Origin of the sequence: Halogeometricum rufum (genome assembly GCF_900112175.1) — an archaeon.
In the GTDB taxonomy this organism is placed as follows: domain Archaea; phylum Halobacteriota; class Halobacteria; order Halobacteriales; family Haloferacaceae; genus Halogeometricum; species Halogeometricum rufum.
The window spans coordinates 153,675-168,742 of sequence record NZ_FOYT01000006.1; the positions used below are offsets into that span (position 1 = coordinate 153,675).

Below are 15,068 nucleotides of genomic sequence, written 5' to 3' on the forward strand. Positions count from 1 at the left end.
CCATGATCTGGGAAGTGTTCAGACAGGACAAGAAGGGCGACTACCACGAACACTGCGGGAACGTCCACGCGCCGGACCGGGAGATGGCGCTCACGTTCGCGCAGGTACAGCACGCGCGGCGCAAGCCGACGAACAGCATCTGGGTCGTCCCGAAGGACGAAATCGGCGAACTCGACGCCGAGAACGCGGCGTTCGGCGGGACGACGGACAAGTCCTACCGGTGGGCGATGACGTTCAACGTCGAGACGGTGGCCGAGGAGGTGGCCGACTCCGAACGCGAACAGGTCGAGGCCGAGAAGGGCCGGGGTGAGAACTGATGTCGTCGGTCGAATCGCTGGCGGGACCGGCCGACCTCTCGGACCGCGAACGCGAGGCCGTCGAACTCCTCCTCCGCCGACTCGCGGACGACGAGTTCGTCCTCGCGGACCGCTACACCGAGTGGCAGGTGCGCGCGCCGACCATCGAGTCCGACATCGCCATCGCCAACATCGCGCAGGACGAACTCGGCCACGCGCGCCTGTGGTACGACCTCTTGGAGGACTTCGGCTACACCGAACCCGACCTGCTGTGGGAACGCGACCCGGCGACGTTCAGACACTCGACGCTGGTGGAACTCCCGTTCTCGGAGGGCGACTGGGCCGACTGCGTCGTCCGGTCGTACCTCTACGACGAGGCCGAGTCGCTCCGCCTGAACGCCCTCGCCGACTCGTCGTACCCGCGTATCCGCGACCGGGTGGAGAAGGTCCTCGGCGAGGAGGACTACCACCGCGAACACGCGACGAACTGGCTCCGCCGTCTCGTCGCCTCCGAGGAGGGACGGCGGCGCGTGCAGGAGGCGACGGACCGCCTCTTCCCGTACGCGTTGACCCTGTTCGAACCGGCCGCCGACGCCGCGGAGGCGGAGGCGGCCATCGACGAACTCGGCGTCCGCACGCGAACGCTGGCCGACCTGCGCGCCGAGTGGATAGAGCGAGTGACGGAGACGATGACCGACGTGGGCGTCGACCTGCGCGCACCCGAGTTGGACGCGGACGGCCGCCTCGACGCCGACGTCCTGCCGGACCACGTCGGCCGCGACGGCGACCACACCGACCACTGGCGGGTCCTCTACGACGACTTCACCGAGGCGTACCGCGAGATGGGACTGCACGAGGCGACCCGGTTCATGAAGGACCCCGACGATGTCTAGCGAGTTCACCGACGACGCCGACCCGACGTACTGCACGCACACCGACTACGTGGAGGGTCGCGCCGTCGAGGAGTTCCCCGCGACGGGCGAGGGAACCGAGGGACTCGAACGCGCCGTCTGGGACGCCCTCTACTCGGTCGAGGACCCGGAGATGCCCATCAGCATCGTGGACCTCGGACTCGTCTACGCCGTCGGCGTCGACGCCGCGACGGGCGAGGCGCGCATCGACATGACGCTGACGTACACCGGGTGTCCCGCGCGCGACATGCTCCAAGACGACATCCGCGCGGCCGTCGGCGCCGTCGAGGGAGTCGAGACGGTGACGCTCAACCTCGTCTGGAGTCCCGCGTGGTCCGTCGAGATGGTGACCGAGCAGGGGAAACGGGACCTCCGCGAGTTCGGACTGAGCATCTGACCATGCGCGATTTGGACCCCAGCGTCGACACCAGCGGCAAGGACGAGACGGCCGAGTGCCCGTACTGCGGCGGCACGAACACCGAGCGCGAACACCCGAAGGGCCCCGGCCTCTGCCGGTCGATGCACTACTGCCACGACTGTCAGGAACCGTTCGAGAAGTTCGGCTGAGTTCTCCGTCGAACGGCCCCCCACTCTCGTTCTCGAAGGTCACCCCGTCTTGTAGACGCCGCGCGCACTCGCCACGTGGGTGTCGTCGTCGGCCGCGTACACCTCCACGTCCACCGTCCCCACGTCGCCGCCGAGACGGACCACGTCCGCCTCCGCGAACAGGTCGCCCGTCCCGGCCTCCAAGTAGTCGATGCGCAGGTCTATCGTCGGCACCGGCTGGTCCACCTCGCTCACGAGGGCCGCACCCCCCACGGTGTCTGCGAGGGTGAACGTGACGCCGCCGTGCGCCATCACCCGGTCGGCGTTCCACGACAACTCCTCGCGCATCTCGATTCGACCCTCGGCGTGCCCGTCGGCCGCCTCGGTGACCTCCACGCCGAGCAACCGTGCGAACGGCATCGACTCGAAGAACTCCTCTACGTCCATCGTCTCCCGTCTCGCCGCGGAGCCTCTTCGTCGTTTCGTCGGTCCGGCCGCACACCGCGGCGGACACGCGCCGCGCGCCTCGCCCATCCGCTCCCGTCCGCTCTCGCCTGCGCTCGCCCGTTTCCGCCCGCGCCCGCCTGCGCTCGTCTACTTCCACCTGCGCCCGCCTCAACGCAGGTGCGGCGCGACGTCGCGGCCGAGTCGCTCGACGCACTCGACCATCCGGTCGGTGCCGATGCCGGGGTAGTACGTCCGCAGGACGACGTGGATGTCGTCGCCGAGAGCGTCGCGGTACCGCTCCAGTTCCCCGACCACCGTCTCGGGCGACCCGAAGATGGCCTGTTCGCGGAGTTCCGCGACGCGTTCGTCGGAGAGCGAGTCGACGGACTCGCCGGAGAACAGTTCGGCGTAGCGACGCTGGAGGTAGAGGTAGCCGTCCGCCATCGCGTCCCACGCCTCCTCGGCGGAGTCGGCGACGAAGCCGTGCTGGAGCACGTATATCCCGAAGTCGCCGTCGAGTCCCTCCGCCTCGCGGACGCTCCGAACGTCCTCGACGCGCTTTCTCACCCCCTCGACGGAGAGTGCCGACGGCGCGCACCACGCGTCGGCGGTCCGCGCCGCGCGCCGGACGGCCGGTTTCGCGGACCCGCCGAGCATGACGGGCACGTCGTGGGCGGGCTTGGGCGTCACGTTCACCTCGGGAGAGACGTCGTGAAAGTCGGCGCCGTACTCGAGTGGCCCCGGCGACCACGCCGCCCGACAGACGTTCACGGCGTCCGTGAGTCGGTCGACCCGTTCCTCGCGGGGGACGCCGAACGCGTCGAACTCGTCGGGGTTCGACCCGATGGCGAGGCCGAGCGTCGTCCGCCCGCCCGAGATGTTGTCCACCGTCGCGACGTCCTCGGCGAGTCGCACCGCGTCGTACAGCGGTGCGAGCGCGATGCACGTCCCGAGTTCCACGTCCTCGGTGACGGCCGCGAGCGCGCCGAGGGCGGGCATCGTCCCCGACAGGTAGTCGTCCTCGGTGAAGTGGTGTTCTGACACCCACGCGCTGTCGAGTCCCGCGTCGTCGATGGCGCGCCCGAGCGTCAGCATCTCGTCGTACACCTCGCTCGACGAACGGCCGTCGTCGGGCCGTCGCTGACAGGTGAACAGTCCCGTTCCGAGCTTCATTCCGCGTCACGTCGCTTGACGAGGAACTTCATGTCGCCCTCGAGGACGACGGTGCCGTCCTGTTTCGTCATCTCCACGTCGAGGACGACGAGTCCGGCGTCGTCCCGACTGCTCAGGTCCTTCCGCTCGGAGACGGTCATCGTCTGCGAGAGGGTGTCGCCGACGAACACCGGGTTCGGCAGGTCCATGTAGTTCATCCCGAGGAAGGCGATGGCCGTCCGTTCGACGATGCCGCACCGGTAGACGAACCCCGTCGACTGCACGAACGTCATCGGCCCGTGGGCGATGCGCTGGCCGAACTGGGTGTCCTCGGCGTACTCGGCGTTCGTGTGGAGTTCCGTCCAGTCGCCCGACAGCGCCGAGTGCATCACGAAGTCCGCCTCCGTCACGGTCCGGCCGACGCTCTCGAACTCCTTTCCCTCCTCGAAGTCCTCGAAGTAGTGCGGTTCGTAGCTGTAAGCCATGCCGGCCCGTCGCCGTCCGTCGGTAAAATACTTTACATACCAATCGTTGCTGATAGACCGCGGTCGCTCGGCGGACGGCGAGGGGGGAAGGTGGTGGAGCGCGCGAACTGTCACGTCGGGGCGGTGTAGACGCCCGGAACGGCTCTGCGGGGGGCGACGCTAGCGCCGCGGGGCGGCGCGGGGCGGGGCGGACCGCGGGTGGGTGAGCGGAGGGGTGAGGAGGGGGTGTGGGGGAGGAGCGGGGAGGAGAGAGGGAGCGCGCCGACACGCGGCGCACGCCGCGCGACGGCGGTCCGTCCCGCACCTACCCGCGGTGGTCGTAGACCCGTTGGACCTTCCCCACCTCGGTCCGAGCGATTTCGCCCGGTCGGACCAGCGAGAGGTCGTCCGGCGTGAACGACAGCACGTTCGACAGGCGGTCCAGAATCCGCTCTCGGACGCCGGAGACCGGTCCGTCGAAGTCGTCAGCCAGTTCGACGGTGAGTTCCAGCGTGTCGAGGTTGTCCTCGCGTCGCAGGTCGATGCGGTAGTACGGCGCCACCGCCTCGAACTCCAGCACGACCGACTCTATCTCGCTCGGGTAGACGTTGACGCCGCGGACGATGAGCAAGTCGTCGGTGCGGCCGGTGACGTTGTCCATGCGGACGGCCGTCCGACCGCAGTCGCAGGTGTCGTAGTTCAGCGTCGTCAGGTCGCCCGTGCGGTAGCGCAGGACGGGGAGCGCCTCCTTCGAGAGCGTCGTCAGGACGAGTTCGCCCTCCTCTCCCTCTGCGACTGGGTCGCCCGACGCCGGGTCGACGACCTCCGGGTAGAAGCGGTCCTCCCAGACGTGCAGGCCGTCCTGTTCGAGACACTCGATGGAGACGCCGGGGCCGACGATTTCGGAGAGTCCGTACAGGTCGACGCCCGTGACGCCGAGTCGGTCCTCTATCTCCTCGCGCATCGGTTCCGTGCAGGGTTCGGCCCCGAAGATGACGAGGCGGAGGGGGAGTTCGCGCACGTCCACGCCCATCTCGTCGGCCGTCTCCGCGACGTAGAGCGCGTACGACGGCGTGCAGGCGAGGGCGTCGGATTCGAGGTCCGCGAGCAGTTCCACCTGTCGCTGCGTCTGCCCGCCCCCGATGGGGATGACCGTCGCACCGATGGCCTCGATGCCCTGCTGGAGGCCGAGACCGCCGGTGAACAGGCCGTAGCCGTAGGCGTTCTGCACCACGTCGTCCGACTCCAGACCGGCGGCGACGAGACACCGCGCCATCGCGTCGTCCCACACGTCCAGGTCCGACTGCGTGTAGCCGACTATCTTCGGCTTCCCCGTCGTCCCCGAGGAGGCGTGGACGCGGACCACGTCGTCCATCTCGACGGCGAACATCCCCGTCGGGTAGGTGTCGCGGAAGTCCTCCTTCGTCGTGAACGGGAGGGCCGACACGTCGTCGACGCTCGTCACGTCGTCGGGCGACAGCCCCATCTCATCGAATCGCTCCCGGTAGAACGGCACGTTCTCGTACGCGGTGCGGACCGTCTCCCGCAGTCGCTCGGACTGCACTCGGCGGAGTTCCTCCCGAGGGGCGGTCTCTACGCTCCGGTGTGGCATGTTCGAACCCGACGATTGATGATGATAAAAACGTGCGGGTCGCCGTCCCGCGTCGAGTGAGGTAAACGATTATGAGGGTTCCGCGACGCGGTTCGAGCATGCACGTAGCCGTACTCGGAGCCGGGACGATGGGGCACGGAATCGCGCAGGTGTCCGCGATGGCCGGACACGACGTGGTGATGCGAGACGTGGCGGACGAGTACGTTCGAGACGGTATCGACGCCGTCGAGGAGAACCTCCGCGGCGGCGTCGAACGCGACAAGGTGACCGAGGCGGAGATGACGGCGACGCTGGACCGCATCACGGGGACCACCTCGCTGGCGGACGCGGTCGCGGACGCCGACCTCGTGATAGAGGCGGTGCCCGAGGAGATGGACCTCAAGCGCGAGACGATGCGCGAGGTGGAGGGGTTCGCCGACGCGGACGCCGTCCTCGCGACGAACACGTCGTCGCTGTCCGTGACGGAGATTCTGAGCGCCCTCGACCGACCGGGGCGCGGCGTCGGCCTGCACTTCTTCAACCCCGTCCACATCATGGCGCTGGTGGAAGTCGTCGCCGCCGAACAGACGGCGGCGGCGACGCTCGACTTCGCCCACGAGTTCGTCGAAGACGTGGGGAAGACGGCGGTGGAGGTGCGGGACTCGCCCGGATTCGCCTCCTCGCGCCTCGGTGTCGCACTCGGTTGCGAGGCGATGCGGATGGTTCAGGAGGGCGTCGCGTCGGCCGAAGACGTCGACGCGGCGATGGAGTTGGGGTACAACCACCCGATGGGACCGATAGAACTCGGCGACGTGGTCGGACTCGACGTCCGTCTGGACATCCTCGAGTACCTCCGGGAGGAACTCGGGGAGCGCTTCCGGCCGCCGCAGATTCTCAAGCGGAAGGTGCGCGCCGGGAAACTCGGCCGGAAGACGGGCGAGGGGTTCTACCTGTGGGAGGGCGACGAGAAGGTGGGCGTCAGCGACGAGGGCGGAGAGCGATGAGCGACGACCCGGACGGCGGCGCGGGAGGCGGTGAGTCGGGCGACGGCGCGGGAGACGGACCGACGCGCGGCGGACCGGCGGCCGAGGGACCCGAGGACGTGGAATCGGTCGCCGCCGACTGCGAGACGGTGGACGTGGCGGTGGACGACCGAGTCGAGGGCGTCACGACGGTGACGATGAACCGCCCCGACGCGCGGAACGCCCTGAACGCGCAGTTGCGCGCGGAGTTGAAGCGCGTCCTCGACGCCGTCGAGGACAGCGACGCCCGCGTCGTCGTCCTCACGGGGGCCGCGGAGGCGAAGGCGTTCGTCGCCGGGGCGGACGTGACGGAACTGCGCGAACGCGACATGCTGGCCCAACGCGCGGCGAGCGAACGGCCGCGCGTCTACGAGTACGTCGCCGACCTGCGACAACCAGTCGTCGCCCGCCTCAACGGGCACGCCCTCGGCGGCGGGTGCGAACTCGCGCAGGCCTGCGACGTGCGCATCGCCCACGAACGGGCGAAACTGGGGCAACCCGAAATCAACTTGGGGCTCATGCCCGGCGGCGGCGGCACGCAGCGACTCGTCCGCCTCGTCGGCGAGGGGCAGGCGATGCGTCTCGTCCTCTCCGGCGAACTCGTCTCGGCCGAGGAGGCGCGGGACATCGGACTCGTGGACGAGGTACACGACGAGGAGACGTTCGACGACCGGGTGTACGAACTCGCGGGGTCGATGGCCGAGAAGAGCGGCGTCGCCCTCGGACACGCGAAGCAGGCCGTCAAAGCCGCCTCGCGGATGGACCTCGACCGCGGAATCGAGTACGAGGCGGAACTGTTCGCCCAACTGTTCGCCGTCGGCGACAAGGACGAGGGCATCGACGCGTTCCTCGAGGGCCGCGACCCGGAGTGGCCGTCGCGGTGACGGCGGCGGCCCGTCCCGGACGTCCGGTGCATCGGGTCTGCGTATAAACCCCCGACATGGACTGGTGAAGCTATATCTCGTGTCCGGGCGAACCTTACCCCCCGATTGACCGTTTTCCTTACACCACTACCCGTGTAACATCGCGCGGCGAGTCGTCACGGACCCGTCCGCCGCGTTCCTCGGCGGCGACAGAGCAAAGTACCGGCCGGCGGGATGGAAACCTAATGAACGTACAGGATAGTTCTCTCAGAGCGTCCGAGCGCGCGGCCCCGGCGTCATGAACACGAGCGAACGACTCGTCGAGACACTGGAGAACCTCGGCGTCGAACGCGTCTTCGGCTACCCCGGCGGCCGGGTCATCGAACTGTTCGACCGCCTGCCGGAGTCGTCGGTGGACCTGGTCCGCCCGCGCGACGAACGCGAGGCGAGCGTCATGGCCGAGATGCACGGCCGCCTCACGGGCGACCCCGGCGTCCTCGTCGGGCAGGGGCCGTGGATAGGCAGCCTCGGTGTCATCGGCCAGATGGAAGCGCGACTCGGGTCGTCACCGATGGTCGTCGTCACCGAAGCCTCCGAGCGGGGCGACTACTCCACCGTCGCGCCGTACCAGCAGTCCCGCGGCGACTACGGCGGCGTCGAACTGCCGAAGATTCTCGACGCGGTGACGAAGGAACACTGGTGTCCGCGCACGCCGCCGGAGACGGTTCGGAGCCTCCAGTTGGCGTTCAAGCACGCCGTCGCCGGACGACCCGGGCCGACGGCCGTCGTCCTCGACGGGAACGCCGTGACCGAGGAGATGCCGGACGACCCGATTCCGCCCGTCTGGGACGACGCGGCGCAGACGCGGACGTGGTCGGCGGCGCCGACGCCGCGGGACGTTGCCGCCGCCGTCGAAGCCCTAGAGTCCGCCGACCGACCCGTCGTCGTCGCGGGCAACGGCGTCCACGCCGCGGGCGCGTACGACGAACTCCGGACCGTCGCGGAGCGATACGACGCTATCGTCGTCACCTCCTACCTCGGCAAGTCGACGTTCCCCGAGACGCACCGACTGGCGGGCGGCGTCGTCGGGTCGTTCGGCCACGAGGGGGCGAACCGGGTCGTCAGCGAGGCGGACGCGCTCCTCGTCGTCGGCTGTCGGCTGAATCCGATGGACACGAACTGGGGCGCGCCGGACTTCGTCCGACCCGCGGAGCAGACGATTGTCCACGCCGACGTGGACGCGCGCAACGCCGGGTGGGTGTACCCCGCTGACGTGGGCCTGATAGGCGACGCGGCGGAGTCGCTCCGCGAACTCGCCGAGGCCGGCGCGGCGTCGAACGACTGGGCCGAGTCGCGGGCGGCGACGGCGCGGGAGTCGTTCGACGCGCCCGAGTGCGAGTCGGCGGCGACGCCGATGCTCCCGCAACGCGCCGTCAAGGAGATAGAACGCGTGGTGGACGCGGACACCGTCGTGACGGCGGACTCCGGCAACAACCGCTTCTGGCTCCTGAACTACCTGCAGACGCCCGCCGTCCGGACGTACTTCGGAAGCGGCGGCGTCGGCGGGATGGGCTGGGCGAACCCCGCGGCGGTGTCGGCGGCGCTGGCGACGGAGAAGGACGTGCTGGCCGTCGCCGGCGACGGCGGGTTCGCGATGACGATGACGAGCGTGGAGACGGCGGTAGAGCAGGGCGTCGCACCGACGTTCGTCGTCCTCAACGACACCAGCCTCGGGATGGTGCGGCAGATGCAACGCGGGCCGGACGACATCGCGGGCGTCGAGTTCCACGACACCGACTTCGCCCGCGTCGCCGAGGCGTTCGGCGCGGAAGGCGTCCGCGTCGAGTCGCCGGACGAACTGGGCGACGCCCTCCGCGACGGGAAGGCGAGTGCGACGCCGACGGTGGTGGACGCGCGAATCGACCGGGACGAGGACATGGCCGAGACGCTCCAGTCGTCGTTCTACGCGTCTGTCGGCGGTCTGCACGAGTAGGCGGACACGGCTTGTCGGCCGCCGGCCCGCTACCGTCCCGCCGGGAAACAGTTTTGTGTGCCCGCCGCGCGACTCCCCAGTATGTCTTCATCGACCGTGATAGTTACCGGCGGAACGGGGTTCATCGGGTCGTACGTCGCCCGCGAGTTGGTGGACCACGGTCACGACGTGGTCGCGTACGACCTCTCGGCGGACGCGCGAATCCTCGAGAAACTCGGCGTCGCCGACGACGTGACCGTCCGGCGGGGCGACGTGACCGACGCGCCGGACGTCATTCGCGCGATTCGAGAGACGGGCGCGACGCGCGTCGTCCACCTCGCGGCCCTCCTGACGAACTCCGCGCGGGAGAACCCCCGGGCGGCCCTCCGGGTGAACGTCGAGGGGACGAACAACGTGTTCGAGGCGGCGCGGTCGCTGTCGGACCAGGTCGAACGCGTCGCGTGGGCGTCCTCGGCGGCGGTGTACGCGCCGCCGGCGAACTACGGCGACGAGTTCGTCACCGAGTCGGACCTCGTCTACCCCGACACCCTGTACGGCGCGACGAAGGAGTACAACGAGCATCAGGCGCGGGTGTATCACGAGGACTTCGACGTCTCGCACGTCGGCCTCCGCCCCACCGTCGCCTACGGCCCGTACCGCGAGACGGGCGGGTCGGCGTTCCTCGCGAACATCGTCGAGAAACCCGCCCTCGGCGAACCGTTCAGCGTCGAGTACGGGGACCAGGTCATCGACTGGCAACACGTCCGCGACGTGGCGACGGCGTTCCGACTGGCGGCGTTCGCGCCCGAGGCCGACCTCACGCAACGCGTCTACAACGTCCGCGGCGAACTCGCCACGGTTCGGGAGGCCGTCGAGACGGTGCGGGAGTTACTGCCGGACGCCGACCTCACCGTCTCCGACGAGGGGGAACTGCCGTGGACGCAGCGACTCGACACGTCGAAGGCGCGAACGGACCTCGGCTACCGACCCGACTACGGCCTGGAGGCGGGGTTCCGCGACTACGTGAACGTCCTGCGCGAGGCGCACGGACTCGACCCGGTCTGACCTTCCACGCGCCGGCGACGCGCGTGACGCCGGGTCCGCGCGAACGGCACCGGCGCGTCCGCGGCGCGTCAGTCGACGACGACGCCGTCGTCCTTCACGTTCGGCGCGCCGACGACGAACACCTCGCCGTCGTCGAGACAGCGGAGTTGTCGCTCCTCCTCGGGCGAGACGACCACCACGTCGCCCGCCTCGAGCGTCATCGTCTCGTCGGCGAACGCCATCTCGAACCGGCCCGAGAGGACGTGGTACAGTTCCTCCTGTTCCTCCTGCCGGTGGTTCGGCCCGTAACCGCCCTCCTCGAACGTCCACACCGTCGGGCGCATCTTCTCGGGGCGGAGTTCGTAGCCGACGGCGCGAACGTCCGCCTCGGCGTGGTCCACGTCCTGAATCTCCAACTCGTCGAGGTTGACACGCTTTCGCATCGACGCGTCCTACACGGGCCGGAGAGAAAGCGTTGGGGGGTCGTCGGCGTCGGGAGACGGCGGCCGAATCAACTGGTCTGGGAGTACTCCTCGACCCACTCGTCGAGGCTGATGCCCATCGTCGCCTGCGTGATGGCGTTCGAGGACGCCGAGTTCGCGCTCTTGACGAGTTCGGCCTCCAGCGTTCGCGTCGGAACCTCGCCGAGGAAGTGTGGAATTGCGCGCTGAACGGCCAGCGGACAGCCGACTTCGTGCGCGAGGGCGTACCCCGACAGCGAGTGGGGTATCTCCTCGCTCGCGTACGTGGGGTCGGGGTCCGAGCGGCAGTCGTCGTCCACGAAATCCACGTACTCGTAGCACTTGCCCACGTCGTGCAGGAGGCAGGCGGCCCGCACCACGTCGAAGTCGGGGTCCGCGCCGTGGAAGTCGCGTTGCTCCTCTGCCGACGCGACGGCGATTCGGGTGACGCCGCGCACGTGTTCGACGTTCGATACCTCGTGGATGTTCCACGCGTACGGCACGTCGCGGACGTCGTGCCACCCCCCGCGTTCGAGGCCGAGACACCACGCCTCGGTCACCTGCACGCGGAGTTCGTCGTCCTCGATGTCGGCGAGTTCGGGAAACGCCGCTTCGACCTGACCGCGGTACGACCAGTGTCCCGCCGCGTCGTCCCCGCCGCCCGCGTCAGTGTCGCCTCCGCCGTCGGCGTCGGTGTCGGACGCGTCGGGTCCGTCTGCGTCGGTCATCCGTTCACCGCCCCGTCTCGTCCTTCTGGACCGTCTCGCGGCCGACGAACCGCGGCCGGTCCTCCAGAGAGAGGAAGTTCTCGACGTCGTCCCGCGCCGCCGCGGCCTTCGGGTGGTCGGGGTCGTAGTCGCGGGAGGACTCGTGGCCGAGGGCGGCGCGGAGGGCGTCCAGACTCTCGAAGTAGAGTTCGGCGACGCCGTCGAACTCCGCGTTCTCGGGGTCCGTCGGGACGACGCGGGTGTAGCGGACGACGCCCGGAATCTCCCGCGCGAGGGGGACGTGCTCGTTCGCCCAGTGGTCGAGGAACGCGTCGTGTGACATGCCGGCTTTCCTGACGAGGAACGCCGAGTGCTTGTACAGGCCCGTCGTGTCGCCGCCCGTCCCGTCCTTCTCGACGAACTCCTCGCCGATGAGGCGCGGCCGACTGTCGACGGCGAGGAACTCGTCGACGTCCTCTCTCGCCGCTTTCGCCGTCCCCTTCGCGGGGTCGTAGTCTCGCGACCCCGGACTCCCGAGGGCGGCGTGCAGGGCGTCCAACTCCTCGAAGTAGAGTTCCGCGACGCCGTCGAACTCGCTCGCCTCCGGGTCGACGGGGAGGACCGTCTGGTAGCGGACGACCCCCTCGATGTCGCGCGCGATGGGAGTGTGGTTCTCCTGCCAGTACTCCACGAACTCGTCGTGCGTCATCCCGTCCCGACGGACGAGTAGCGCGACGTGCTTGTACATGTCCGTCCGGCCGTTCTCGGTTTGGGAGCATAAATCGTGAGGAAACTTGATGTGGGCGTCGGCTGTCGGTACGGGCATGCCGTTTCACGACCGGGAGTTCATGAGTGGCACCCGCGGCACCATGGCCGTCGACTGGGAGGAGCGAATCGACGTGGCGCGGATGCGCGAGGAGCGAAAGGAGCGCGCGCTCGAACGGATGCGGGACGCCGGCCTCGGGAGCATGCTCCTCGTCTCGGACCCGAACATCCGCTACGTCACCGGACTGGCGATGACCGGCGGGTCCGGCGCGGACCACTACTCGCTCCTTCTGGAGGACGGGGCCGTCGTCCACTGGGACACCGCCGACCACGCGAGCAACCAGCGGTACAACTGCCCGTGGCTGAACGATATTCGCTACGCCTGTCCCGGACTGGGGAACGTCCCGCGCGCGTCCGGTCGCGACTCGGCGCGGTCGTTCCTCCTCCGGAAGATGGCCGAGACGGTCGTCGACGCCCTCGACGAGTACGACCTCCGGAGCGAACCGATGGGCATCGACGTCGACCACGGCGGCCTGCACGCGGCGTTCGAGTCGCAGGGCGTCGACCTCCGACCCGACGACTGCGCGGCCGTCATGGCGGACGCGCGGAAGACGAAGACCGAGGACGAAATCGAGTGTCTCCGGCAGGTCGCGGCGGTCTGCGAGGCGGGCTTTCAGGCCATCGCCGAGGGCGCGAAACCGGGGCGGCGCGAGTCGGAGGTGTGGGGCGACGCGGTCCGCGAACTGTGGCGCCACGGCGCGACGGTGCACGGGGGGTACCTCACCTCCGGGCCGAACACGTGGCCGAAGCACCAGGCGAACACGACGGACCGACTGATTCGCCCCGGCGACCTCGTGTACGCCGACTTCTACAATATCGGCTACCTCGGCTACCGCTCCTGCTACTACCGGACGTTCTCCGTGGGCGAACCGACGGACGCGCAGACGGAGGCGTACGAGACGGCCCGCGACAACCTGTACGACGTGTTGGAGGAGATAGAGCCGGGGAAGACGACCGCCGAGGTGGCGGCGGCGTTCCCGGACATGGAGGGCGAACACGCCGACTGGTACGGGGCCGACGAACACTGGCAGTTGACGACGAACCACTGGGCGCACGGACTGGGCCTCCAACTGTACGAGGTGCCGCTGATATGGCGCGGTATCTCGCCGGACCACCCCGTCGAGATAGAAGAAGGGATGACGATGGCCGTCGAGACGCAGGAACCCGCGGAGCGACAGGGCGTGCGCGTCGAGGAGATGGTCGTCGTCCGCGAGGACGGCGTCGAACTGCTGAGTCAGTGGCCCGTCGAGGAGATGACGGTCGTCGACCACTGAGTCGCGGTGCGGGTCGTTCGCTCGCCCGTCGGCCCCGAGAGTTAACCCGGCGACGGGCGTGGGTCCGACAGAGATGCAGAGCGTCAACCCGTACACGGAGTCAGTCCGCGCCGAGTACGACGAACACGACGACGAAGCGGTCGAAGCGGCGTTGTCGCGGGCGATAGACGCCTTCGGGGAGTGGCGGGAGCGGTCGCTGACCGACCGGCGCGAACTCCTCGCCGACGCGGGCGAAGTCCTCCGCGACCGAGACGAGGAGTTCGCCGAGTTGATGACCGAGGAGATGGGCAAGCCCATCTCGCAGGCGCGGTCGGAGGTGGAGAAGTGCGCGTGGGTCTGCGACTACTACGCCGAACACGCGGCCGAACACCTCCAAGAGAAGACCGTGAACGGACCGAAAGACGCCGAGACGTACGTCCGGTACGACCCCCTCGGCCCCATCCTCGCGGTCATGCCGTGGAACTTCCCCCTCTGGCAGGTGTTCCGCTTCGCCGCTCCGCACCTCACGTCCGGCAACGTGGGCCTGTTGAAGCACGCCTCGAACGTGCCGGGGTGCGCGAAGGTCATCGAAGAGGTGTTCAGCGAGGCCGGGTATCCGGAGGGCGTCTTCCAGTCGCTCCTCGTCGACTCCGACCAGGTGGAGGACGTCGTCGCGGACGAACGCGTGCGGGCCGTCACGCTGACCGGAAGCGGTCCCGCGGGCCGGGCCGTCGCCGAGCAGGCGGGTCGGAACCTGAAGAAGAGCGTCCTCGAACTCGGCGGCAGCGACCCGTTCGTCGTCCTCGACGACGCCCCCATCGACGAGGCGGCGGAGACGGGGGCACGGGCGCGCACCATCAACTCCGGGCAGTCCTGCATCGCCGCCAAGCGGTTCATCGTCCACGACGACGTGTACGACGAGTTCGTCGAGAAGTTCGTCGCCGAGATGGAGGCGTTGCAGGTGGGCGACCCCAAGGACGACGACACCGACGTGGGCCCGCAGGCGCGCGAGGACCTGCTATCCGACCTGCAGGAACAGGTCGAGGAGACGGTGGAGATGGGCGCGACGGTGGAGACGGGCGGCGAACCCCTCGACAGGGAGGGGTACTTCTACCCGCCGACGGTGCTGACCGACGTGCCGCGCGACTCGCCAGGCGCCCGCGAGGAACTGTTCGGCCCCGCCGCCTCGGTGTTCCGCGTCGAGAGCGAAGAGGCGGCCGTCGAACTGGCGAACGACTCGCAGTACGGACTCGGGGGGAGCGTGTGGACGACGGACCTCGAACGCGGGAAGGAGGTGGCCGGGCGAATCGACTCCGGCGCGGTGTTCGTCAACGAACTCACGAAGTCCGACCCGCGACTGCCGTTCGGCGGGGTCAAAGAGTCCGGCTACGGCCGCGAACTCGGGAAGGAGGGCATCCGCGAGTTCGTGAATCGGAAGACGGTGTTCGTCCAACACGGCGTCGGCGACGAGTAGGGCGCGGCAGTCGCCGCGCGCCGCCTCGCCGAGTCGTCAC

The 15,068-nt window shown here is 69.1% G+C and carries 17 protein-coding genes; 10 read left to right on the forward strand and 7 right to left on the reverse strand.

Features of this window, described 5'->3' with window-relative positions; all coding sequences use genetic code 11:
- Positions 1–2: 2 nt before the first annotated feature.
- From paaB to paaE, 4 genes are read left to right on the forward strand one after another with little or no spacing between them, the layout of a single operon-like run.
- On the forward strand, positions 3–317 hold the full coding sequence (paaB, locus tag BM310_RS19965) for a 1,2-phenylacetyl-CoA epoxidase subunit PaaB (protein WP_089811155.1): 315 nt from the start codon (positions 3–5) through the stop codon (positions 315–317).
- On the forward strand, positions 317–1,189 hold the full coding sequence (gene paaC / locus BM310_RS19970) for a 1,2-phenylacetyl-CoA epoxidase subunit PaaC (RefSeq protein WP_089811157.1): 873 nt from the start codon (positions 317–319) through the stop codon (positions 1,187–1,189). Before paaB ends, paaC begins: the two co-directional genes overlap by 1 nt.
- A complete protein-coding gene (gene paaD / locus BM310_RS19975; RefSeq protein ID WP_089811158.1) occupies positions 1,182–1,604 on the forward strand; it encodes a 1,2-phenylacetyl-CoA epoxidase subunit PaaD in 423 nt (140 codons plus the stop codon). Before paaC ends, paaD begins: the two co-directional genes overlap by 8 nt.
- A gap of 2 nt (positions 1,605–1,606) precedes the next feature.
- Complete coding sequence (paaE, locus tag BM310_RS21595; protein ID WP_177232721.1) at positions 1,607–1,774, forward strand: 1,2-phenylacetyl-CoA epoxidase subunit PaaE; 168 nt, start codon at positions 1,607–1,609, stop codon at positions 1,772–1,774.
- 39 nt (positions 1,775–1,813) lie between these two features.
- Here paaE and BM310_RS19980 read toward each other — a convergent pair whose 3' ends face one another.
- From BM310_RS19980 to paaK, 4 genes are all read right to left on the reverse strand, one after another.
- On the reverse strand, positions 1,814–2,200 hold the full coding sequence (locus tag BM310_RS19980) for a PaaI family thioesterase (RefSeq protein WP_089811160.1): 387 nt from the start codon (positions 2,198–2,200) through the stop codon (positions 1,814–1,816).
- A gap of 168 nt (positions 2,201–2,368) precedes the next feature.
- On the reverse strand, positions 2,369–3,373 hold the full coding sequence (locus BM310_RS19985; protein ID WP_089811162.1) for an LLM class flavin-dependent oxidoreductase: 1,005 nt from the start codon (positions 3,371–3,373) through the stop codon (positions 2,369–2,371).
- Positions 3,370–3,837, reverse strand: coding sequence for a MaoC family dehydratase (locus BM310_RS19990; RefSeq protein ID WP_089811164.1), 468 nt, complete (start codon positions 3,835–3,837; stop codon positions 3,370–3,372). The genes BM310_RS19985 and BM310_RS19990 overlap by 4 nt, the downstream gene beginning before the upstream one ends.
- Positions 3,838–4,141: 304 nt before the next feature.
- Entirely contained in the window at positions 4,142–5,428 is a 1,287-nt protein-coding gene (gene paaK, locus BM310_RS19995; RefSeq protein WP_089811166.1) for a phenylacetate--CoA ligase PaaK, read from the reverse strand.
- Between the two features lie 98 nt (positions 5,429–5,526).
- Here paaK and BM310_RS20000 point away from each other — a divergent pair, with 98 nt between their 5' ends.
- From BM310_RS20000 to BM310_RS20015, 4 genes are all read left to right on the forward strand, one after another.
- The gene (locus BM310_RS20000) at positions 5,527–6,411 is read left to right on the forward strand and encodes a 3-hydroxyacyl-CoA dehydrogenase family protein (RefSeq protein WP_089811168.1); all 885 of its coding nucleotides are present in this window, start codon (positions 5,527–5,529) and stop codon (positions 6,409–6,411) included.
- Positions 6,408–7,313 (forward strand): enoyl-CoA hydratase/isomerase family protein, encoded by a 906-nt coding sequence (locus tag BM310_RS20005; protein ID WP_245778557.1) that lies wholly within the window; start codon positions 6,408–6,410, stop codon positions 7,311–7,313. The genes BM310_RS20000 and BM310_RS20005 overlap by 4 nt, the downstream gene beginning before the upstream one ends.
- Before the next feature lie 277 nt (positions 7,314–7,590).
- On the forward strand, positions 7,591–9,285 hold the full coding sequence (locus BM310_RS20010; protein WP_089811171.1) for a thiamine pyrophosphate-binding protein: 1,695 nt from the start codon (positions 7,591–7,593) through the stop codon (positions 9,283–9,285).
- A 99-nt stretch (positions 9,286–9,384) separates the two neighbouring features.
- Complete coding sequence (locus BM310_RS20015) at positions 9,385–10,329, forward strand: NAD-dependent epimerase/dehydratase family protein (RefSeq protein ID WP_177232722.1); 945 nt, start codon at positions 9,385–9,387, stop codon at positions 10,327–10,329.
- 68 nt (positions 10,330–10,397) lie between these two features.
- On the opposite strand, the gene BM310_RS20020 is transcribed toward BM310_RS20015, so the two are convergent.
- The 3 genes from BM310_RS20020 to BM310_RS20030 form a co-directional block, all read right to left on the reverse strand.
- Positions 10,398–10,751 (reverse strand): cupin domain-containing protein, encoded by a 354-nt coding sequence (locus BM310_RS20020; RefSeq protein WP_089811176.1) that lies wholly within the window; start codon positions 10,749–10,751, stop codon positions 10,398–10,400.
- Positions 10,752–10,819: 68 nt separating this feature from the next.
- On the reverse strand, positions 10,820–11,497 hold the full coding sequence (locus BM310_RS20025; RefSeq protein WP_089811179.1) for an HD domain-containing protein: 678 nt from the start codon (positions 11,495–11,497) through the stop codon (positions 10,820–10,822).
- 4 nt (positions 11,498–11,501) lie between these two features.
- On the reverse strand, positions 11,502–12,224 hold the full coding sequence (locus BM310_RS20030; protein WP_089811181.1) for an EthD domain-containing protein: 723 nt from the start codon (positions 12,222–12,224) through the stop codon (positions 11,502–11,504).
- Positions 12,225–12,324: 100 nt separating this feature from the next.
- Between BM310_RS20030 and BM310_RS20035 the strand changes: the two genes are divergently transcribed.
- Positions 12,325–13,575 (forward strand): M24 family metallopeptidase, encoded by a 1,251-nt coding sequence (locus BM310_RS20035; RefSeq protein WP_089811304.1) that lies wholly within the window; start codon positions 12,325–12,327, stop codon positions 13,573–13,575.
- Positions 13,576–13,648: 73 nt separating this feature from the next.
- Positions 13,649–15,028, forward strand: coding sequence for an NAD-dependent succinate-semialdehyde dehydrogenase (locus BM310_RS20040; RefSeq protein WP_089811183.1), 1,380 nt, complete (start codon positions 13,649–13,651; stop codon positions 15,026–15,028).
- Positions 15,029–15,068 lie beyond the last annotated feature (40 nt).